The organism is Rhizobium sp. NLR10b (genome assembly GCF_019685435.1).
In the GTDB taxonomy this organism is placed as follows: domain Bacteria; phylum Pseudomonadota; class Alphaproteobacteria; order Rhizobiales; family Rhizobiaceae; genus Rhizobium.
Genome location: NZ_JABDWV010000013.1, coordinates 58,912 through 79,188, shown reverse-complemented (window position 1 = coordinate 79,188; position 20,277 = coordinate 58,912). Strand labels below are relative to the sequence as shown.

The following is a 20,277-nucleotide window of genomic DNA, read 5'->3' as shown; positions in this document are numbered from 1 at the left end:
CAAGAATCCCAGCGGAGAAGACATGTCAGTAAAGTTCGAAATTTCATTCTCGAAGTCGGCAAAGCTCAATGGCGGGCTGGCGATCCTGTTGAAGACTGCCGAGGCCGGCAGCGCCGCAGGCGCCGAAACGGCTGATCCGGCAGGCGTGATCGCCAAGGCTGCGAAGATCGCCCGATTCTCCGCGAAATCCACGGCTGCGCTCGATATTGTCGCCCCGGAAGGCGCACCCGTCGATCGCATCGTCGTCATCGGGCTTGGCAAGGCCGGCGAACTCGCCGCCCATGACTGGCTGAAGGCCGGCGGTGCTGCGGCATCGAAAATCAAGAATACTGACAAGGCCGCCATCTTCATCGACGTGCCCGGCCTTGAGACGAACGCACGCGCCGCCGCCGATTTCGCGCTTGGCATGCTGCTGCGCGCCTATAGCTTCGATGCCTACAAGACAAAGAAGAACGACGACGAGGAGAAGCCGGCAAAATCGGTCAGGGTGACGATCATCACCACCGATGCGGCCGGCGCCAAAAAGGCGTTTTCCGATTCCGAAGCGATCGCCGGCGGCGTCAATCTCGCCCGTGACCTTGTCAATGAACCGCCGAACGCGCTTGGACCTGTCGAATTCGCCGCCAGGGCGAAGGAGCTGGAAAAGCTCGGCGTCGAGGTGGAAATCCTGACCGAGAAGGAAATGCGCCGTCTCGGCATGGGCGCGCTGCTCGGCGTCGCTCAGGGCTCCGTGCGCCCGCCGCGTCTGGCGGTCATGCAGTGGAAGGGTGGCAAGAGCAAGGACCGTCCCGTCGCCTTCGTCGGCAAGGGCGTCGTCTTCGATACCGGCGGCATTTCGATCAAGCCGGCCGCCGGCATGGAGGACATGAAGGGCGATATGGGCGGTGCCGCAGCCGTGACCGGCCTGATGCACGTGCTCGCTTCCCGCAAGGCGGCCGTCAACGCCGTCGGCATCATCGGCCTGGTCGAGAATATGCCCGATGGCAACGCCCAGCGTCCGGGCGACATCGTCACCTCAATGTCCGGCCAGACAATCGAGGTGATCAACACCGATGCCGAAGGCCGCCTCGTCCTTTGCGATGCGCTCTGGTATTGCAATGATCGCTTCAAGCCGCAGTTCATGATCAATCTGGCCACCTTGACCGGCGCAATCGTCGTGGCGCTTGGCAACGTGCATGCCGGCCTGTTCTCCAATGACGACCAGCTTTCCGCCCAGCTGACGGCGGCCGGCCTTTCCACAAACGAGAAACTCTGGCGCATGCCGCTCGGCAAGGATTATGACAAGCTGATCGACAGCAAATTCGCCGACATGAAGAACACCGGCGGCCGTCAGGCCGGCTCGATCACCGCGGCGCATTTCCTCAAACGCTTCGTGCAGGACACGCCCTGGGCGCACCTCGACATTGCCGGCACGGCGATGGGTTCGCCGCAGGATGAGATCAACCAGTCCTGGGGTTCCGGTTTCGGGGTGCGCCTGCTCGACGAGCTCGTTCGCGCCCATCATGAATCCCGATGACCGACATTCTCTTTTATCATCTGACCGAAACCAGGCTGGAAGACGCGCTTCCGCCGCTCCTCGACAAAAGCATCGAGCGCGGCTGGCGCGTCGTCGTCCAGACGAGCGAGGCCGCGCGGCGCGATGCACTCGATGCGCATCTTTGGACGTTTCGCGAGGAGAGTTTCCTGCCGCATGGGATCGACACGGCTGATTTCGCCGAAAACCAGCCGGTGCTTTTGACGGTCACGTCGGACAATGCCAATGCGGCGACGGTTCGTTTCATTGTCGACGGCGCCGAGCCGCCGCCGGCCGATGCCTATGAGCGCGTCGTCTTCATGTTCGACGGCCACGACCAGGAGCAACTGGAAGCTGCCCGCGCACAATGGAAGAAACTGAAAGGCGAGGGGCATAACCTCACCTATTGGCAGCAGACACCGGAAGGGCGGTGGGAGAAGAAGGCCTGAGCGGGTGCCTGCCGTCGGAGCCGACAGGCAAGGACCGCCCAATCACTCAGTCGTGGAAAGCGTCAACAAATTTCCGCTTGCCGAGCATGAAGGCGTCGGCGACGTGGCGCAGGGGGGCGAGATCGACATCCGATTTGCCCGCCTTGATGATTTCGGCGAAGCGGCGATAGAGCGAGGGATATTCCTGTTCCGGTTCGGCGAATGTCAGCTTACCGTCGATGGAAAGCTTAGCGCCGCCCTCGGAGAGCACCATTTGGCCGGCTGCCGTTTCCGCGACGATGTCCCAGCTCTGCTTGCCGGTCTGGCGCCAGTCGAATTCGGCATGAACCGGCAGGCCGTCGGCATCGCGGAAGTGAATGTCGGCGGCGATCGGCGCATCACGATTTTCCGGGAATTCGAGCACAGCCCCGGTGATGAAGACCTGCCGCGGCAGGATATGGGTGACGATCGACAGCGCATTGATGCCGGGATCGAAAACGCCGAGGCCGCCGGCCTGCCAGATCCAGTCCTGGTTCGGATGCCAGTGGCGGACATCCTCTTTCCAGATCACATGCACGCTTTTGATCGTCGTCGAGGCAAGAAACGCTTTGGCGGCTTCGACGGCCGGCGCATAACGTGAATGCCAGCTGGCAAAGAGCGACGCCCCTTGCTTGTTCGCCAGCGCCTCGAGGTCGGCCACTTCGCTCAGTGTTGCACCCGGCGGCTTTTCAAGGAAGACATGCTTGCCGGCAACGAGCGCCTTATAGGCGGCTTCATAGCGGTACTGCGGCGGCATGCAGAGCGAAACGGCATCGATCGAAGGCTCGGCGTCGAGCATCGCGTCGATCGTGATGTAACTGTTGATGCCTTCGACCGTGCCGTGACGGCTTGCCGTGGCGACGAGCTTGAAATCCGGGTTCTTGGCGATGGAAGGAAGGTGCTGGTCGCGGACGATCTTGCCGACGCCGACGATGGCGAGATTGATAGGGGACATGGTGTTTCGCTCGTGTCTGTATGAAAAGTATGATTTATTAAGCCTGTTGTAGCAGAAAGAAGAGCGCCGACAAGCTCTGCTCCTCTATCCTATTGCATGATGGTCTCGCGAAGGAAGCTGTAACCCATCGCCGCGCGGGCGGCGCGCTCCTCGGAACTGCCGTCGCCACCATGCCCGCCCAAGCCGAATTCGTGGAAGAGCAGCTGATGTCCTTCTTCCTCCAGCCTCGCGGCAAAACGGCGTGCGTGCGAGGGATGCACGCGATCGTCATTGCTGGAGCTTTCAATATAGATCGGCGGATAAGTGACCTCGCCGGCCGGCCTGATATTGTGAAGCGGCGAATAGCCGAGCATGAACTCCCGGTCCGCTGGCGTCTCCGGATCGCCATATTCGTCCATCCACGCCTGGCCGGCGCTGAACAGGTGGAAGCGTGTCATGTCGAGCACCGGCACCTGGCACCAGACCGCGCCGAAATCGTGCGGGTAGCGCGTCAGCATCACACCCGTCAGCAGGCCGCCATTGCTGCCGCCCTGGCAGGCAATCCGCGATGGCACGGTGTAGCCGCGAGCGACGAGATCGCGGGCGATGGCGACGAAATCGGCAAAGGCCCGGTCTCGCCCCTGCCGCTTGGCGCTGCGATACCAGTCAGGGCCAAATTCACCGCCGCCGCGGATATAGGCCTGCACATAGGCGCCGCCTTGCTCCAGCCAGCGGCCGATTACACCGGAGTAATTCGGCGATAGCGAGACATCGAAGCCACCATAGCCGTAGATCAGCACCGGCAGCGCTCCCTTGGTCCACTGTCGCGGCAGCACCAGTTGGTAGACGACCCTGGTTCCGTCCTCGGACACAGCCTCCAGCAGTTCCGACGACATATCGGTCGCATCGAAATAGCTCGGCGCTGCCGCGATGAAGATCGGCTCCGGCTCTCTGCTGCGATCGGAGAGTTCGAGGCGGTAGCAGGTCGGCGGCTGCAGGAAACCTTGGCCGACGATGTGGAGTGTGTCGTCGCCAAGATGCAGATCCGCATGGAGCGGCCTGACATAAGCCGTCTGCATCTCCGCCGGCAGCACGATTTCCCGCTGTTCGGCATCGGGCTTTGTCAGGTCGAGCACCAGAAGACGCGGGCGCAGCCGGTCGGAAACGATGAACACGCACCATTCGCGCATCAGCATCATCTGCGAAATAGACTGGCCCTCGCCAGGCTGAAACAGGATCCGTTCCGGCCCGAGCAGCGCCCGTGAGGCGAGATCGAAGGATTGCAGCACGAGGCTGCCGGTCGCAACGCGCTCATCGGTCTTTGCCCGCCAGAGGCAATGATTATGATTGAACTGAAAATCTGCCTCCTTGGGCAGATCGATGCGCCGTTGCCCGCCATCATCGGCAATGAGGAAAGCGCTGGCCACGCCGATTTCGTGGCTGGTGACGAAAATGTCGATCAGCCCGGCATTCGCCGAAGCGCCAAATAGGGCAGGGTCGATAACGAGATTGAAGCCATACACATCCTCATCGGCGGCTTCGAACATGATGGCGGCATCTTCCGGCCGCTGCCCGCGCTTCAACCGCCGCCCGACGCGCGGCCATCCCGAGCGGGTGGCCGAAAATCGGTCGATCGAGCCGAAATAACAGATCTCATCGCGGCTCAGCCAGGTGGCATGCGACCGCGCGGCGGGCGTGTCGAAACCGCCCTTCACGATCTGTTTGCCCTCGGCGTCGAATTCGAGCAGGCGGATGAGGTCTGAGCCGCCGTCCGAAAGCATCAGCAGAACGCGCGTCGGCTCCCACGGACAGGTGACAGCGCCGCGCCAGCTCCAGCGCCTGCCTTCGTCCAGACAGAAGGCGTCGAGATCGAAGACTGGCTCCCAATCGGCCTCCGGCAACGGCTGCTGGCCGGCTGCCAGGCGCAGCCAGACCCCGAGCGGATTGTCCTTGCTCTGCCGGAAATCGAACAGCCAACCGCCGCGGCGCATCGGCACGATCAGCCTGTCCTGCCGCTCGATCAGCGCCTTGATCGCCTCACGATCTTCGGCAAATTGCGGCGTTCTCAATACCGTGTCGGAGAGCGCATTGTGTTCGGTGATGAATTGGCGGGTGCGCGGATCATCGTCCGTTTCGAGGTGAAGGTTCATAGCTGACCTGCCGCGTGCATTGACGTCGCCCAGATCTAGGCAGCCGGTCCCGGCTTGGCAAGCCGCCTTAGCGGGTCATCACCAGATCGGCCGAGGCGACGAGGTTGCTTGGCGCCTCCGGCTTCTTGAATTTCAGCGTCACGACATTGTAGCCCTCGGCTTCGAGATCCGAAAGCAGAGTCGGCAGCATGGTTATCGTACGTTTATGGATGTCGTGCATCAGGATGATGCCGCGGCCGCGCTTGTGCAGCAGGGCCATCGTCCGCTGCGTCACGGAGAGCGGCGTTGTGGCGAAATAGTCCTTGCTGTCGATATCGACATCCATGACCACCATATCGCGCATGGCGATCGCGGCACGCAGTCTGTGGCTTTCGGCAAGATAGGGGAAGCGGAAGAAGGCGACGTTGGTTCCCGTGGCCTTGGTCACCGCCAATTCGCCCTTGATCACCTCGGCCATCGCCGCGTCGAAATCGAGCGAACTCAGGTTGGCGTGGTCATAGGTGTGACTGCCGATCGCATTGCCGTCCATCGCCACCTTGCGCGCCAGCGCGGGATACATCTCGGCCATCTCGCCGACCATCATGAAGGCACCCTTGACGCCGAACTGGTCGAGGATCGCCAGCACCTTGTTCGTCCGGCCGAGGATCGGGCCATCGTCGAAGCTCAGAATCACTTCCTTGTCCTGCAGCTTGAGATCGGCAAGCGAGGAAACCTCCAGCGTCCGCCCGGCCAGATGGTGCCAACCGGTCATGCGCGGCGCTTCATCATCCTCGGAGCGCTTGCCGGAAAACGTCCGTCCCTCCGGCGCAATCACCGAGGCGGTTTTGATCGAGGTGTCGGGGGCTTGTCTGGTCGTGCTGCAGGCGGAGAGGGCGGCCGCAAGGGCGATGCAGGAAAGAACGAAAAATCGATGCATGGAAAGGGCTCAACAAATCAGTAATGAATGTTGAGACAACCTTTCGAATTATGGTTAACGATCGGTTGAGATCGGCAGGAATTGTGCTGACGCCGCGCTCCGCCGCGTTTCCCAAAAGACTGTGGCTATCCTCCCATTGCCTCTTCATATTCGGTTGACAGCATCAGCCACTCTTCCTCGGCAGCAGTCAGTTTTGCCGCTGCCTCGCGACGCTGTTTTGCCTTTTCCGCGGCTTTGGCAGGCGTCTTCTCATAGAGAACAGGATCCGCAAGCTCCTTATCAAGAGCCTGAATCTGTTTCTCCAGCTTCGCCGTCAAGGATTCGATTTCGTTGATCTTTTTCTTCAGCGGCGTCAGCGAGGCGCGCCTTTCGGCATTGAGCTTGCGCTGGTCGGCCTTCGAGGTCGTATCGTCGCTGGTCTGCGGCCTCTCTTCTTTTTTCTTACCGGAACTAACGATGAGGTCGCGGTATTCGTCCATGTCGCCTTCGAAGGTGGTGACAGTGCCGCCGTTGACCAGCCACAGCCGGTCGACGGTTGCCTCGATCAGGTGGCGGTCGTGCGAAATCAGGACGACTGCACCGTCATAATCGTTCAGCGCCTCGATGAGGGCACGGCGGCTGTCGATGTCGAGATGGTTGGTCGGCTCGTCGAGAATGAGCAGGTTCGGCGCATGGAAGGCGGCAAGCCCCATCAGCAGGCGTGCCTTCTCGCCGCCGGAAAGGTCTTTGGCGGCGGTAGCCATCTTTTCGGTCGCCAGCCCCATCTGCGCAACGCGGGCGCGCACCTTGGCCTCCGGTTCGGCCGGCATCAGCCGGCGCACATGTTCCACCGCCGACTGCTCGGGGATCAGGTCGTCGAGCTGATGCTGGGCGAAAAAACCGATCTTCAGGCTCGGCGCAACCTTTACTTCGCCACTCTCCGGCGACAATCGCCCTGAGATGAACTTGGCGAAGGTCGACTTGCCGTTGCCATTCGAGCCGAGCAGGGCGATGCGATCGTCGTTGTCGATGCGCAGGTTGAGGTTCTTCAGGATCGGCTTGCGGGGTTCGTAGCCGACGGCGCCGCCCTGGATTGCGACGATCGGCGAGGCGGGCTGCTTCTCCGGCTCGGGGAAGGTTATCGGCTGCACATGGTCCTCGATCACGGCGGCGACCGTTCCCATGCGCTCGAGCGCCTTGACGCGCGACTGTGCCTGCCGGGCCTTGGAAGCCTTGGCCTTGAAGCGATCGATGAAGCTCTGCAGATGTTTGCGCGCCGCCTCGTTTTTTGCCTTTGCCTTCGTCTGCAGCTCGTCGGCCTCAGCCTTCTGCCGCTCGAACTGGTCGTAGTTGCCGCGGTAGAAGGTGAGTTTTTTCTGATCGAGATGAACGATGGAGTTGACCGCATTGTTCAGGAGATCGCGGTCGTGGCTGATGATGATGACCGTATGCGGATAACGGCGGATATAGTCCTCCAGCCACATCGTGCCTTCGAGATCGAGGTAGTTTGTCGGCTCGTCGAGCAGAAGCAGGTCCGGCTCGGCAAACAGTACGGCGGCGAGCGCTACGCGCATGCGCCACCCACCGGAGAAGGAGGAGGCGGGGCGGGCTTGCGCCGCCTGGTCAAAGCCGAGACCGGCAAGGATGCTCGCAGCCCGCGCTTCGGCCGAATGCGCATCGATATCGACGAGGCGCATCTGGATTTCAGCGATGCGATGCGGGTCGCTTGCCGTTTCCGCTTCGGCAAGCAGGGCCGCCCGTTCCTTATCGGCCGCAAGCACGATCTCGATCAAGGAATCCTCGGTTCCCGGCGCTTCCTGGGCCACCTGACCGATACGCGCCGCCTTCGGGATCGACACCGCCCCGGTCTCCGAACCGAGATCGCCGGTGATGACGCGAAACAGCGTGGATTTGCCGGCGCCATTGCGCCCGACCAGCCCCGCCTTCGTGCCCGAAGGCAACGAAACGCTGGCATTGTCGAGAAGCAGGCGTCCGGCGATGCGGGCGGAAATGTCGGTAATCGTGATCATGGCCGGCGTTTTGGCCGAAACTGCCCGCCAAGGCAAGACCGCTTATCCCCCGGCGAGCTTGCTCGTCCGGGCGAACACGCTCGTCCCCCGGCGAGCTCGCTCGTCCGCGCCGACAGCACTCAAACGCCTGAGCGGCCGAAAGCCTGGACCGGCAGGCGGCGGTTCGATTGCGCGGCAAGCAGCGCGACGCGGGCGTTGGCCTGGAGCTGTCCCGGTGTTGCCGCATCGGCGCTGAGCGCCAGGCCGACCGAGATGGTCAGTCTGCCGCTATCACCCTTGTCGGAGGTGGCGAAGACGAGATTTTCTTCGACGGAGGCGCGCAGGCGCTCGGCGATAGCAATCGCATCCTGCATGCCGACATTGGCAAACAGCAAGGCGAATTCGTCGGCCTCTGTGCGGGCGACGAAGTCGTTCTTCTTCACCGACTTCCGAAAGAGCGCGGCAAGCTTCTTCAAGAGCTTGTTGCCTGCCTGAGTGCCGTATCTGTCGGTGAAATCGTCGATATCGACCATGATCAGCGCGCTGCCGGCGGCACCCTCTTCACGTTCGTAGAGTTCGGTGATCTGCCGGTTCAGCGCGATGCGGTTTGCAAGGCCGGTAATCTTGTCGGCGACGGTGGCCGATTGCATCGCCGAAATGCCGCGCTCCAACGTTTCCAGCCTGTTGATGTCGTCCTGCAGTCTGGCGCCGATTTCCATCTCCGCCGACATCACCGTTGCAAGCGAGGCGGAGAGGTAATCGACCTCGCCGATGAAGGCGGCAAGGCTCTGGTCCTCGTGACCACCGACAGATCTCAGGATCGTGCCGCAGGCGCGAGCAAAGGCGTCTCTGTGCCGCAATCCTTCGGCAAGCCTTTCCGCCACCGCGCGCAGCGTCCGGCTGGCCTCGTTGCGCGACGTCTCGCCCGCCAGCCCGCAATGGCCGACGAGGCGGTATTTCAGCCCGAGTTCGTCGAGCATCGACTGCTGCGGCTGCGATCCGAGCGCCGCGATATCCTGCGCAAGACCAGGATTGTGCCCGATGATCGCCTCATGAAAGAGTTCGTAGTTGCGTGGCAGTGCGGCGACGTTGAGCCGCGCCATGTGCTGGGCGATCTTCTGGATATCCGTCATTGACCCTGGGCGTACAGGCTCGCGCGCCACCAGTGCCTTTGTACTTGCATTCTGCATGACGAACCCCTCGCGCCCGGTCTCATTACTCTCACGTCTGCTATGCTCGCAAGCTTTTAAGAGAGGCTGAATTTACGAAGGGAAGCGCCGGATTGGCGATGGGAACCGGCAAAGGCGGTTAATTCAGTCTTGATGGAGACGGCTGCCTCACATCCACTCGCGGCCTTCGCCGCGCAGAAAGTAGATAAGGTCCAGCCCGAGGCTCGGTTTGCCCAACGCCGTCAGCGTCATATGGCACTGGCCGCGGTGATGCGTCTGGTGATTGAAAAGGTGCGCGAGCGCGCTCGACAGTGGCTGAGTGATCCGGATCGGCTCCGTCACCGGGGCATAGGTGAAGTCACCGGCAAGGCTCGCCTCATCGAGCGTACTTGTCCAGGCAATGATGCGCTCGTCCTCCGCCTTGCGCGCGGCGGCAAGCGCATCCAGCTCTTCGAAAAGCACGGCATCGAGAGTCGCCGGCGCTTCGCCGATGCCGGTGAAACGCCTCATCCATATCCGGTCGGCGACGAGCAGGTGATTGAGCGTGCGATGCAGCGAGCCGAAGAAGGCGCCGCGGTCCCTGCGGAATTCCGTCTCGCTGAGTTCGGCCGCAGCCTCATAGACTTGGGCATTGGCCCAGCGGTTATAGGCCGCGAACATCCTGAAATGTCTAAGCATATATTTCCCCTGACGTTGCTGGAGCAGTCTAGCCGGTTTCCCAAGTAATCCGAGTGATGGCGCCATGAAATTTCCTGATTTGATCACGCTCGCTTTCTGTCGTCGAATGCAGGCAGATCAGACCTCGAAAGGATTATCATGACCAGAGCCCTCTATTCCCTCTGCGGCGCCGACGAACGGCGCTTCTTTTCGCCCCATTGCTGGAAGGCGGTGATGGCGCTCGCGCATAAGAGGCTCGATTTCGAGGAGCTCCCCACAACCTATGCCCGCATCCGCGAAATCGGCGGCGGCGTCTCGTCGACCCTGCCCGTGCTCGACGATAACGGCCGGCTGATCTCGGACAGTTTTGCCATCGCGCTCTATCTCGAAGAGGCATATCCGGAGCGGCCGTCGCTGTTCAATGGCGAGGGCGGCAAGGCGGTGTCGCGCATGGTCGAGGGCTATTCGCAGATGATCATCCACCCGGCGATCATGCGGATCGCCCTTCTCGATATCCACGCGATCCTGGACGAAGGGGACAAGGCGTACTTTCGTCAGAGCCGCGAGGTCAGACTCGGCAAGCCGCTGGAAGTCTTTGCTGCCGACAGCGAGGCGGAGAAGGCTGCCTTCGGCGCCAAGCTGGAGCCGCTCCGTCACATGCTGAAGTTCCAGCCCTTCATCGGCGGGCAATCGCCGCTCTTTGCCGATTATATCGTCTTCGGCGCGCTGCAATGGCTGCGCGTGTCCGCAGGGCTGGCCATGCTGGCCGCCGACGATCCCGTCGTCGCCTGGTTCGAACGCTGCCTCGATCTTCACGAAAGCCGCGGCAGGACTGTGACAGCGGCGTGAAATTGCCGCCGACCCCTTGTTTTCGGGCGTTGGGGCGGGTAAAGACCGCCCACTTTTCCCGAGAAAACAGAGGATCTGACTATGGCGATTGAACGCACCTTCTCGATGATCAAGCCGGACGCAACCAAGCGCAACCTGACGGGCGCCATCACCAAGATGCTCGAAGATGCCGGCCTGCGCGTCGTCGCCTCCAAGCGTGTCTGGATGAGCCGCCGCGAAGCTGAAGGCTTCTACGCCGTTCACAAGGATCGCCCCTTCTTCGGCGAACTCGTCGAAGGCATGACCTCCGGTCCAACCGTCGTCCAGGTTCTGGAAGGCGAAGGCGCGATCCTCAAGAACCGCGAAATCATGGGCGCGACCAACCCGGCCAACGCTGACGAAGGCACGATCCGCAAGGTCCATGCGCTGTCGATCGGCGAAAACTCCGTGCATGGCTCCGATGCCCCGGAAACGGCTGCCCAGGAAATCAAGTACTGGTTCTCCGACACCGAAATCGTCGGCTGAGGCCGCGCTTCGGCATTGCCTCGCAATACCTTGAATTGACTCTTGAAAGCCGGGGTGTCGCTCCGGCTTTTTCTATGATGGACACTTGTCGGTGTTCGAGAAATCGACGCTGCCGTCAGGCTTGAAGACTTCCGGGTTCTTGTCATAAAGCGCGCCGACGACGAGCGGCTTGCTCGGCAGTACGGTTTGGTCGAGGTCGGAGCGGAACTCAGTCTTCAATTGCTGAAGCACCTTGCCGTCCTTGTCGACCAGCCGGACATTCACCGAATAGGGGCGGTCCTTGCGCACGCAGTGCAGGTTTTCGCTCTGCAGCGCGATCTTGTCGTCGATCGGGTAGATTTTCTGGTTCAATATCAGCGGCGCGCCGCCCACGGGGTTTTCGAATTCGGCGATGATGACCGAGCCATCAGGGATCGGGCCTGTCTTCTTCAGCGTCAGCAGATAGGTGGCGCTCGCCACCCGATAGTTGAAGACGAAGAGGTGGCCGGTGACTTCGACGAGGTTTTCGGCCTGACGCTGGCAGGCGGAAAGCAGAAGCCCCGTGGCAGCCGCCGCTACGATCAGATGTTTTCTCATGGCGTCTCCTCCTTCTTGCGGCGATAGTGACGGTTCGCCTTGGCGCGGTTGCCGCAGACCGCCATGTCGCACCAGGCGCGGCTCCTGTTCTTGCTGCGGTCGATGAACAGCCAGCCGCAATTGCCGCAGATCTTCATGCGCTCGGGATCCGGCATGGCAATCAGCCTGAGCGCCGAATGGGCGGTCGCCGCGGCCAGATTGCCGGGATTGGTTCCACGCAAGATATTGGCCACCGCTTCCAGTAGCCCGGCCAGCAATTGGTTGTCGCTGCCGTCCAGTATACGCTTGCGGAAATAGAGGTCGATCGCTTCCCTCAGCGCGAAGAAATCGGCCTCGTCTTGTGCTGCCAGCGGTGCGATCTCGCCGAACAAGGCCCGTTCGGCGCAGAATTCGGCGGCGGCGCGCGGGAAGTTCCGCATCTGCTCGCGGCTCGCGAAGCGGTCGATCCGCCGCTTTGGGTCGTCGCGCAGCACGACGCTGTTGGCGACATCCAGCGCCAGCGCGCCGCCGGCAAAACGGTGAGGGGTCCAGGAAAAGCTCATGATGAAATTATAACTGGCGAAATAGGTTTTACCAGTTATAATTTGCTGACGCGGAGTTCTCGGAATGGCCTATCTTCTGCAGCAGCTGGCGAATGCGGTGCCGCTTGCCGCCCTCTATGCCGCGCTCGCCTTCGGTTATGCCGTTGCCTTCGGCGTGACCAAGCGGGCCGACATCACTTATGGGGCGATCTTCGCCTTCTCGGGCCAGATCCTGTTGCTCTTTACCGAGCTCGCCTATGTCAGGTTCTGGCTGGTGCTGCCGGCCGCCCTTGCCATCGGCGCCTGCGCCGCGATTGTCTATTCGCTGGCGGCGGGCATCTGGATCGGCCGCTCGATCATGCTGCCGCTCGCCAGCAAATCGCCGAATACCGTGATCGTTGCAGCCCTCGGCATCATGATCGTGTTGATGGAAAGCGCGCGCCTTGCAGCCGATACAAGGGCGATCTGGCTGCCGCCGTTCCTGAACGACGTCGTCGTCTTCTGGAGCGACGGTCCGTTCAAGGTGACGCTCACCTATATCCAGCTGATCGACACGGCGTTGATGTCGGCCATCGTCGCGATCGGTGCGCTGATCCTCAGGCGCACGGCCTGGGGCCGCCTCTGGCGCGCCGTCACCGACGATCCGCTGGCCGCCGAGCTCTGCGGCACCAGCGCCAGCCTTGTCTTCCTTGTCGCCTATGCGGCAGCCGCGCTCGTCGCCACCCTCTGCGGCATCCTCGCCACCTTTTACTACGGTTCGATGGATTTCGGCGCGGGCCTGATGTTCGGGCTCAAGGTACTGCTGATCGCAGCCGTCGGCGGCTATTCCGATCCGCTGCGTTCGGCAGGCGGTGCTGCCGGGCTTGCCGTCATCGAAACCATGTGGGGCGCCTATGGCGCCTTCGTCTGGCGAGACCTAGTGATCTTCTCGCTGCTGGTCCTGCTTCTGGTCATGAGCCGCAGGGAACGCGTGGTTCTCTAACTTATTTCCACTTGTCGCGCGCGGCATCGTCGGCGTCTTTCGCCGCGACCCAGTCGCCGGCGGCGCCATCCTTGCCGTGTTCCTTCTTCCAGAAGGGGGCTGCGGTCTTCAGGAAATCCATGACGAAATTGGCGCCGTCGAACGCCGCTTGCCGATGCGGCGCGGCTGCGACGACGAGCACGATATTCTCGCCAGCGGCGATCTTGCCATAGCGGTGAATGGCGGTGAGGCCGAGTAGCCCGAAACGGGCGATGGCAAGCTCGCCGATGCGGGTCATTTCGGCTTCGGCCATGCCGGGATAATGCTCGAGCTCGAGGGCGGCCAGCGTGCCGCCTTCATCGCGGCATAGGCCGAAGAAGGTCACGACGGCGCCGATGCCGGGCTTGTGCTTAGAGAGCCGGTCGACCTCGGCCTGCAGGTCGAAGTCCTCGCGCTGGACGCGGATGGTGGGGGTGGTCACCTCACAGACCTCCGTCAATTTGGAAGGTCACCGGTACGCAGCACTCCCTCATTCTTGTCCTCGGGTCAAGCCCGAGGACAAGAATGAGGGAGAGAAACGAAGGCGCAGTCCTAGCCATTGTATGCTTCCAAAGCCCGACGGGGCGGCAATCACCCCCCCGTCATCGGCGGAAAAATCCCAATCTCGCGTGCGGCGCCGATCGGCTCGTCATGCTCAACATGCTCCATGTCGAGCGCCACGCGGATCACCTCGGGATATTGAAGTGCGGCTTCATATTCCTCGCCCAACGTCTTCAAATGATTTAGAAGATCGGCGACGGTGACGACGGAGGAGGGGAGGTCGATCTCCTCATCACCCTTGCCGATGCGCTCGCGCACCCAGGCGAAATAGACAAGCCGCGTCATTCCTCGTCATCCACGATATGTTTCAGCCCGGCACGGAAATAGTCGTAGCCGGTATAGATGGTCAGCAGTGCCGCGATCCACAAGAGCGCGATGCCGGTCTGCGTCGTATAGGGGAAGATCTCGTCGCCGGCCGGGCCGGCAAGCAGGAAGGCGATGGCGACGAGCTGCAGCGTCGTCTTCCACTTGGCGATCCGTGTCACCGGCACGCTGACCTTCAGCGCCGCCAGATATTCGCGCAGGCCGGAAACCAGGATCTCACGGCAGAGAATGATGATTGCCGCCCAGATCGACCAGCCGGCGATGGTCTGGTCGGCCGCGACAAGCAGGAGGATCGAGGCGACCAGCAGCTTGTCGGCGATCGGATCGAGCATCCGGCCGATATTCGACGTCTGGTTCCAGATGCGCGCGAGATAGCCGTCGAGAAAATCGGTGATTGAGGCGATGATGAAGATCCACAGCGCTACCCAGCGCGCCGTATTGCTGATCGACAGCCTGCCCTCGACGAAGAAGCAGAGAACGATCAGCGGCACGGCGAGGATGCGGCCGTAAGTCAAAAGGTTGGGAAGGCTGTACGCACGCGATGCCATGGATCGTTTCTCTGAATTGAAGCGCCGCTGCCGCGCCGCGTCTTTACGAAAACCGATTCCGATTTTCGGGTCGATGTAGATGACGGCTTTGGCCGGCGACCGTCAACATTCTTTCTGTCTTTTCACCGCCATTGCGTGGAATTTGCGACGGCCGCCGCTTATTTCGCGGAGTCGTCGTGGAAATGGTTATAGACCTGCTTTGCCACGGCTTCCGAAATACCTTCCACCGCCATGAGGTCGGACAAAGCGGCACGCGAAACCGCCTTCGCCGTGCCGAAATGCTGGAGCAGCGCGCGTTTGCGTGACGGGCCGATGCCGCCGATCTCGTCGAGTGGGTTCTTGACCATTTCCTTCTTTCGCCGCACCCGGTGCGAGCCGATCGCGAACCGGTGCGCTTCGTCGCGCATGCGCTGGATGAAATAGAGCACCGGATCGCGCGGCGGCAATGTGAAACTCTCGCGTCCCGGCGCAAAGAAGCGCTCCCGCCCGGCGTCGCGGTCGACACCCTTGGCGACGCCGATCGCCGTCACGCTGTCGGTGATGCCGAGCTCGGCCAGGATGGCGCGCACCGCCGTCATCTGCCCCTGGCCGCCGTCGATGAGGATCACATCCGGCCAGGCGGGGAAGGGCATGTCGGCGGCGTCGGCAGCTGCTGCCTGCGCCGTCCGATCGGGAATACCTTCCTCCTTGATCAGCCGCGAGAAGCGCCGCGTCATCACCTCCTTCATCATTCCGAAGTCGTCGCCGGGAGTGATGTCGGTCGATTTGATGTTGAACTTGCGGTATTGGTTCTTCACGAAGCCTTCCGGCCCCGCCACCACCATGCCGCCGACGGCGTTGGTGCCCATGATATGCGAGTTGTCGTAGATCTCGATGCGCTGCGGCGCATAGGCGAGCCCGAAGGTTTCCTTGAATCCTTCGAGCAGCCGCGACTGCGACGCCGTCTCGGCAAGCTTTCGCCCATGCGCTTCGCGCGCATTGCCGACCACATGCTCGACGAGATCGCGCTTCTCGCCGCGCTGCGGCACGAGGATGGAAACCTTGTGGCCGGCCTTTTCGCTGAGGGCCGCGGCGAGAAGTTCCAGTTCCTCGACCGTTTCCGACAGCATGATCTGCTTCGGCACCGGCTTGTCGTCATAGAACTGCGCGAGAAAGGCATTCAGCACTTCGGCGCTTGAAAGCTGCGGGTCGGCCTTCGGGAAATAGGCGCGGTTGCCCCAGTTCTGCCCGGTGCGGAAGAAGAAAACCTGGATGCAGGAGACGCCGCCTTCATGATGGATGGCGAAAACGTCGGCCTCTTCGACACCGGCCGGATTGATACCCTGGTGGCTTTGCACATGCGACAGAGCGGCCAGACGGTCGCGATAGATCGCCGCCCGCTCAAAATCGAGATCCTCGGCCGCCTGGTTCATGGCTTCGGCCATGTGCGACTTCACCTTCTGGCTCTTCCCGGACAGGAAATCCTTGGCCTCCTGCACCAACTCGGCGTAACCGGCATCGCTGACCTCATGCGTACAAGGCCCCGAACAGCGCTTGATCTGGTAGAGCAGGCACGGCCGCGTGCGCGTTTCGAAGACGCTGTCAGTGCAGGTGCGGATCAGGAAGGCCCGCTGCAACGAATTGATCGTGCGTCCGACCGCGCCGGCCGAAGCGAAAGGCCCGAAATAGTCGCCCTTCCGCGCCCTGGCGCCGCGATGCTTGAAGATGGCCGGCGCCCGGTGATCCCCAGTAATGAGAATATAGGGAAACGACTTGTCGTCGCGCAGCAGCACGTTAAAGCGCGGCCGCAAGCGCTTGATCAGATTCGCTTCCAAGAGCAGCGCTTCGGTTTCCGTGCGCGTCGTCACGAATTCCATATTCGCCGTCTGGCGGACCATCTGGGCGATGCGGTTGGAATGTACACGGCCGACGGCGTAGTTGGCGACGCGCTTCTTCAGGCTGCGCGCCTTGCCGACATAGAGCACATCGCCTTCGGCGTTGAACATGCGATAGACGCCGGGGCTGTTCGGCAGCCGCTTGACGAATTCGCCGATCAATTCGGCGCCGACAAGCCCGGTCTCGTTGAGGCTGCCGGCATTCCAGTCGACCGCAGCCGCCAGAGGGGCGGCGGAAACCTCGCCTTCCACCTCGATTTCGTCTTCGCTCTCATCCGTATCGTCGTAGAGAACGCCGCCATCCGGCAGCTTTCGTCCGTTCATTCCTTAATCTCCGCCACATCGGGCGTCTGCCAGGCAAGGTGCTGGCCGCCGTCGAGGGCAATCATCTGGCCGGTGATCGAGGGCGTGTCGTAAAGGAAGCGAATCGTTTGTCCGAATTCTTCCAGTGCCGGCCCTCGCTGCAGGATAAGGGCTGAGACCTGCGCTTGGAAGTCCTCCAGTGACTGCCGCTCGCTCGGCATCGAGGGGCCGGGGCCGATCGCATTGACGCGAATACGTGGCGCCAATGCCTGGGCGAGCGTCTGCGTTGCCGTCCACAGCGCGGACTTGGAGAGCGTATAGGAGTAGAAGCTGGGCCTCAGTGCCCAGACCCGCTGATCAATGATGTTGACGATCATCCCCGCTGCCTGAGCTGGCACCTGCTGCGCGAAGGCTGCCGAAAGGATCGACGGCGCACGCACATGCAGGTCGAAGTGCAGCGCCCATGTGTCGGCGTTGAAACTACGTGCGGAATCATGCTGGAAGACCGACGCATTATTGACGAGCAGATCGAGAGGCCCGAGCGCTTCCGACGCCTTCGCGATCAGTTCGCCCGCTTCGCCGATATCGGTAAGGTCGGCCTGCAATGCGGCCGCCCTTTGTCCCTTTCGCCGCAATTCCGCCGCCAGCTCTTCCGCTTCGCGGAGGGAGCTGTTGGCGTGGATCGCAACGGAAAAGCCATTTGCAGCAAGGTCTTCGGCGATTGCCCGGCCTATTCTCTTGGCCGCCCCCGTTATCAGGGCTGAGCGAAGTCTTTTGTGGTTCAAAATCTTGCCTTCTGATCCCGCGAGTCTGTGTGCAGCCTATATAAGGGCGGGCGGAGATTATATAAATAGGCAGCCACGGTTGCATCTGCGGTTGGGATATTCTATGTATTATTTAATAATGTGATTTCTTAAAATAAGTATTTTAAGTTTAACCATTAGGTAGGGTTAATGAAACCTATGTTGCTCTCAAGCAACATCGAATTTCCGCCATCCGGCAGCCACAATGATATCACAATTTGGCTCTTTCAAATCCGCATTTCAGTTCCAATTTCAGTCTCGATCCGGAAGGGACATCTGGCAATTTCCCCGCCAATGCTTCGCTGATAGACAGATGAAAGCGGCGCGGGACTGAAAGGAGAAAAGTATGCGTGTACTCATTGCTGGCCTCATGGCCTCTGCTTTTGCAATCGCGGGCGTTTCGGCAGCTCAGGCGGCTGATGCCGTCGACCAGGTTCCGGAAGCACCGGTCGCCCAGGACGCCCCGGTCAAGCCGGCCGGCAACTGGGAAGGCTTCTATCTCGGCGGCGCCGGCACCTACAACATGGGTGACTTCGGTTCCGATCGCCACACCTACGGTTTCGGCGGCCAGGTCTTCACCGGTTACAACTGGCAAGCAGGCCAGATCGTTTACGGCGTTGAATCCGATCTTGGCTACAGCGGCGATGACGTCTCCTCGGGCGGCGTCAAGAACAAGTATGGTTGGAACGGCTCCGTCCGCGGCCGAGTCGGCTACGACATGAATCCCTTCCTGCTCTACGGTACGGCTGGTCTTGCCCTCGGCAATGTCAAGGTTTCCGACGGCACCTCGGACGAAAGCAAGACGAACTACGGCTATACGGTCGGCGCCGGTGTCGAAGCCTTCGTGACCAACAACATCACGACCCGCCTCGAATATCGCTACACCGACTACCAGAGCAAGGACTACGACCTCGACTCCGGCAGCTTCTCGCGCGGTTACGACGAGAACAGCGTCAAGCTCGGTATCGGCGTCAAGTTCTAAGCCGATTGACCCTTCCGAACATGCAGAAGCCGGGCTCATCGCCCGGCTTTTTGCTGTCCGCTCATGGTTTGCAGGCGCTCCGTTTCGGCTCCGGATCAGGCGCTGGCCTTGAGCTCGCGATGAGCCGGGAATTTCTTTTCGAACTCAGCCAGCCAGTCGATCAGCGGCGCATGCTCGGCTTCCCACTGGTCTTTAAAACGCAGGTCGAGATAGTCGAGCGTGGCGGCCAGCGCGAAATGTCCGCCATTGAGCTTCTTGCCTGTTTTTGGCGGCTTGGCGCCGAGATGGGCGAGTCCGGCCGTCACCTTCTTCCATTGCCGGTCGATCCAGGGCTGGTGAACCTTCTCCTCGTCACGGAAGCGGCGCTCGTAGACGATCGTGAGCAGGCAGTCGCAAATGCCGTCGCAGAGCGCTTCGAGCACTTCCGCATCCGTCCGCTTGCTTTTCTTGGCAGGATAGAGCCCGCCTTCCGTCAGCCGGTCGAAATAATGCATGATCGCCACGCTGTCGAAGATCGAGGTCCCGTCATCGGTCAGAAGCGTCGGGATCTTGCCGAGCGGATTGTTGTCCACGAGGATCGCCGGCCCGGTGTTGGTGTCGACCCGGATGGCATCCAGTTCGATGCTCAGAAAATGCGCGGCCATGCGCACCTTGCTGGAGTAGGGCGAGGCGGGCGAGTAGAGAAGTTTCATGGGGCACCTGGCGAGACTGTGGAGCTGCGGTGCCGACTATTTCCGAAGCCGGTTGCCCGGTCAATCGGCCTTGACCATCTTGTTCTCACCGCGCAACCAGAAGGCGCGGTGCGAGGCGAAACGGTCCTGCGCCAGATGGTCCTTCAGCGCCGGCAGCATCTGGTGCAGCTCATCCTTCAAGGTAAAGGGCGGATTGACGATGACGAGGCCGGAGCCGGTCAGTCCGGTAATGCCGCGGTCGCTGCGCACGCTGAGTTCGGCGCAAAGCATCTTCGGGATGTCGAGCGCCTGCAGAGTCTCGTGGAATTCCTTGATCGGCGCGCCCTTCTTCAACGGGTACCAAAGGCAATAGGTGCCGCCGGGAAAGCGGCGATAGGCCTTTTCCAGCCCGGCGGCGAGGCGCTGATATTCGTCCTCTTCCTCGAAGGGCGGATCGATGAGCACAATGCCGCGTTTCTCCTTCGGCGGCAGATGCGCGCCGAGCGCCAGCCAGCCGTCGAGTTCGGTGATGCGGGCATGGTGATCGCCCTCGAATAGCCGGTGCAGGCGGGCGTAATCCTCGGGATGCAGCTCCATCGCCGACAGCCGGTCCTGCGGCCGGAACAGCATGCGCGCAAGTTTCGGCGAGCCCGGATAGAAGCGGATGCCATCCTCGGGATTGAGTTCGCGGATGGCCGAGAGGTAGGGCTCCAGCAGCTCGGAGACCTGAGGCCCGAGTTCGGCCACGATTAATTTGCCGATGCCAGCCTGCCACTCGCCGGTTTTCTGCGCTTCCTCGGAGGAGAGGTCGTAGAGGCCGATGCCGGCATGCGTGTCGAGCACGCGGAAGGCGCCTTCCTTCTTCTGCATGTAGCGGATCAGCCGCGCCAGCACGGCATGTTTCAACACATCGGCAAAATTGCCCGCGTGGTAGATATGGCGGTAGTTCATTTTCGCTGATGCCCGT

Annotated in this window: 21 protein-coding genes; 6 read left to right on the top strand and 15 right to left on the bottom strand. The window is 61.5% G+C overall.

Annotation, left to right across the window (positions count from 1 at the left end; all coding sequences use genetic code 11):
- Window positions 1–22: 22 nt before the first annotated feature.
- Window positions 23–1,516 carry a leucyl aminopeptidase gene (locus HJB91_RS21275; protein WP_210628405.1) on the top strand — a complete coding sequence of 498 codons (1,494 nt, stop codon included), beginning with the start codon at window positions 23–25 and terminating at the stop codon, window positions 1,514–1,516.
- Window positions 1,513–1,962, top strand: a complete 450-nt coding sequence (locus tag HJB91_RS21270; protein WP_210628404.1) for a DNA polymerase III subunit chi — start codon at window positions 1,513–1,515, stop codon at window positions 1,960–1,962. Before HJB91_RS21275 ends, HJB91_RS21270 begins: the two co-directional genes overlap by 4 nt.
- Before the next feature lie 46 nt (window positions 1,963–2,008).
- On the opposite strand, the gene HJB91_RS21265 is transcribed toward HJB91_RS21270, so the two are convergent.
- The 6 genes from HJB91_RS21265 to HJB91_RS21240 all read right to left on the bottom strand — a co-directional run bounded on the left by HJB91_RS21265 (window position 2,009) and on the right by HJB91_RS21240 (window position 9,815).
- Window positions 2,009–2,935 carry a Gfo/Idh/MocA family protein gene (locus HJB91_RS21265; RefSeq protein ID WP_210628403.1) on the bottom strand — a complete coding sequence of 309 codons (927 nt, stop codon included), beginning with the start codon at window positions 2,933–2,935 and terminating at the stop codon, window positions 2,009–2,011.
- Between the two features lie 89 nt (window positions 2,936–3,024).
- A complete protein-coding gene (locus HJB91_RS21260) occupies window positions 3,025–5,064 on the bottom strand; it encodes a prolyl oligopeptidase family serine peptidase (RefSeq protein ID WP_221155855.1) in 2,040 nt (679 codons plus the stop codon).
- A 67-nt stretch (window positions 5,065–5,131) separates the two neighbouring features.
- Window positions 5,132–5,980: a polysaccharide deacetylase family protein gene (locus tag HJB91_RS21255; protein WP_221155854.1), complete on the bottom strand. Its 849-nt coding sequence runs from the start codon at window positions 5,978–5,980 to the stop codon at window positions 5,132–5,134.
- A gap of 125 nt (window positions 5,981–6,105) precedes the next feature.
- Window positions 6,106–7,989: an ABC-F family ATP-binding cassette domain-containing protein gene (locus HJB91_RS21250; protein WP_221155853.1), complete on the bottom strand. Its 1,884-nt coding sequence runs from the start codon at window positions 7,987–7,989 to the stop codon at window positions 6,106–6,108.
- Between the two features lie 119 nt (window positions 7,990–8,108).
- Window positions 8,109–9,158, bottom strand: coding sequence for a GGDEF domain-containing protein (locus HJB91_RS21245; RefSeq protein WP_221155852.1), 1,050 nt, complete (start codon window positions 9,156–9,158; stop codon window positions 8,109–8,111).
- A 147-nt stretch (window positions 9,159–9,305) separates the two neighbouring features.
- On the bottom strand, window positions 9,306–9,815 hold the full coding sequence (locus tag HJB91_RS21240) for a DinB family protein (RefSeq protein ID WP_210628398.1): 510 nt from the start codon (window positions 9,813–9,815) through the stop codon (window positions 9,306–9,308).
- 138 nt (window positions 9,816–9,953) lie between these two features.
- Between HJB91_RS21240 and HJB91_RS21235 the strand changes: the two genes are divergently transcribed.
- Together HJB91_RS21235 and ndk are read left to right on the top strand one after the other, a co-directional pair.
- The gene (locus HJB91_RS21235) at window positions 9,954–10,643 is read left to right on the top strand and encodes a glutathione S-transferase family protein (protein WP_210628397.1); all 690 of its coding nucleotides are present in this window, start codon (window positions 9,954–9,956) and stop codon (window positions 10,641–10,643) included.
- Window positions 10,644–10,724: 81 nt separating this feature from the next.
- The gene (ndk, locus tag HJB91_RS21230) at window positions 10,725–11,147 is read left to right on the top strand and encodes a nucleoside-diphosphate kinase (RefSeq protein ID WP_004680549.1); all 423 of its coding nucleotides are present in this window, start codon (window positions 10,725–10,727) and stop codon (window positions 11,145–11,147) included.
- Window positions 11,148–11,219: 72 nt separating this feature from the next.
- On the opposite strand, the gene HJB91_RS21225 is transcribed toward ndk, so the two are convergent.
- Together HJB91_RS21225 and HJB91_RS21220 are read right to left on the bottom strand one after the other, a co-directional pair.
- The gene (locus tag HJB91_RS21225) at window positions 11,220–11,723 is read right to left on the bottom strand and encodes a hypothetical protein (protein WP_221147302.1); all 504 of its coding nucleotides are present in this window, start codon (window positions 11,721–11,723) and stop codon (window positions 11,220–11,222) included.
- On the bottom strand, window positions 11,720–12,265 hold the full coding sequence (locus HJB91_RS21220) for a CGNR zinc finger domain-containing protein (RefSeq protein ID WP_221147301.1): 546 nt from the start codon (window positions 12,263–12,265) through the stop codon (window positions 11,720–11,722). Before HJB91_RS21220 ends, HJB91_RS21225 begins: the two co-directional genes overlap by 4 nt.
- A gap of 64 nt (window positions 12,266–12,329) precedes the next feature.
- Here HJB91_RS21220 and HJB91_RS21215 point away from each other — a divergent pair, with 64 nt between their 5' ends.
- Window positions 12,330–13,226, top strand: a complete 897-nt coding sequence (locus HJB91_RS21215; protein WP_221147300.1) for a branched-chain amino acid ABC transporter permease — start codon at window positions 12,330–12,332, stop codon at window positions 13,224–13,226.
- Window position 13,227: 1 nt separating this feature from the next.
- Here HJB91_RS21215 and HJB91_RS21210 read toward each other — a convergent pair whose 3' ends face one another.
- The 5 genes from HJB91_RS21210 to HJB91_RS21190 form a co-directional block, all read right to left on the bottom strand.
- Window positions 13,228–13,686 carry a molybdenum cofactor biosynthesis protein MoaE gene (locus tag HJB91_RS21210; RefSeq protein ID WP_221147299.1) on the bottom strand — a complete coding sequence of 153 codons (459 nt, stop codon included), beginning with the start codon at window positions 13,684–13,686 and terminating at the stop codon, window positions 13,228–13,230.
- A gap of 149 nt (window positions 13,687–13,835) precedes the next feature.
- Window positions 13,836–14,090, bottom strand: a complete 255-nt coding sequence (gene moaD / locus HJB91_RS21205; RefSeq protein ID WP_221147298.1) for a molybdopterin converting factor subunit 1 — start codon at window positions 14,088–14,090, stop codon at window positions 13,836–13,838.
- Window positions 14,087–14,677, bottom strand: a complete 591-nt coding sequence (gene pgsA / locus HJB91_RS21200; RefSeq protein WP_011424811.1) for a CDP-diacylglycerol--glycerol-3-phosphate 3-phosphatidyltransferase — start codon at window positions 14,675–14,677, stop codon at window positions 14,087–14,089. The genes moaD and pgsA overlap by 4 nt, the downstream gene beginning before the upstream one ends.
- A gap of 158 nt (window positions 14,678–14,835) precedes the next feature.
- On the bottom strand, window positions 14,836–16,875 hold the full coding sequence (uvrC, locus tag HJB91_RS21195) for an excinuclease ABC subunit UvrC (protein WP_221155851.1): 2,040 nt from the start codon (window positions 16,873–16,875) through the stop codon (window positions 14,836–14,838).
- Window positions 16,872–17,639 (bottom strand): SDR family oxidoreductase, encoded by a 768-nt coding sequence (locus HJB91_RS21190; protein WP_210628392.1) that lies wholly within the window; start codon window positions 17,637–17,639, stop codon window positions 16,872–16,874. The genes uvrC and HJB91_RS21190 overlap by 4 nt, the downstream gene beginning before the upstream one ends.
- Window positions 17,640–18,003: 364 nt before the next feature.
- On the opposite strand from HJB91_RS21190, the gene HJB91_RS21185 reads away from it, so the two are divergent.
- Window positions 18,004–18,639, top strand: a complete 636-nt coding sequence (locus HJB91_RS21185) for an outer membrane protein (RefSeq protein ID WP_011424814.1) — start codon at window positions 18,004–18,006, stop codon at window positions 18,637–18,639.
- A gap of 95 nt (window positions 18,640–18,734) precedes the next feature.
- Here the strand turns inward: HJB91_RS21185 and HJB91_RS21180 are convergent, their stop codons facing one another.
- The gene (locus tag HJB91_RS21180; protein WP_221155850.1) at window positions 18,735–19,331 is read right to left on the bottom strand and encodes a glutathione S-transferase; all 597 of its coding nucleotides are present in this window, start codon (window positions 19,329–19,331) and stop codon (window positions 18,735–18,737) included.
- A 60-nt stretch (window positions 19,332–19,391) separates the two neighbouring features.
- Window positions 19,392–20,261: a 23S rRNA (adenine(2030)-N(6))-methyltransferase RlmJ gene (locus HJB91_RS21175; RefSeq protein WP_210628390.1), complete on the bottom strand. Its 870-nt coding sequence runs from the start codon at window positions 20,259–20,261 to the stop codon at window positions 19,392–19,394.
- Between the last annotated feature and the right edge of the window lie 16 nt (window positions 20,262–20,277).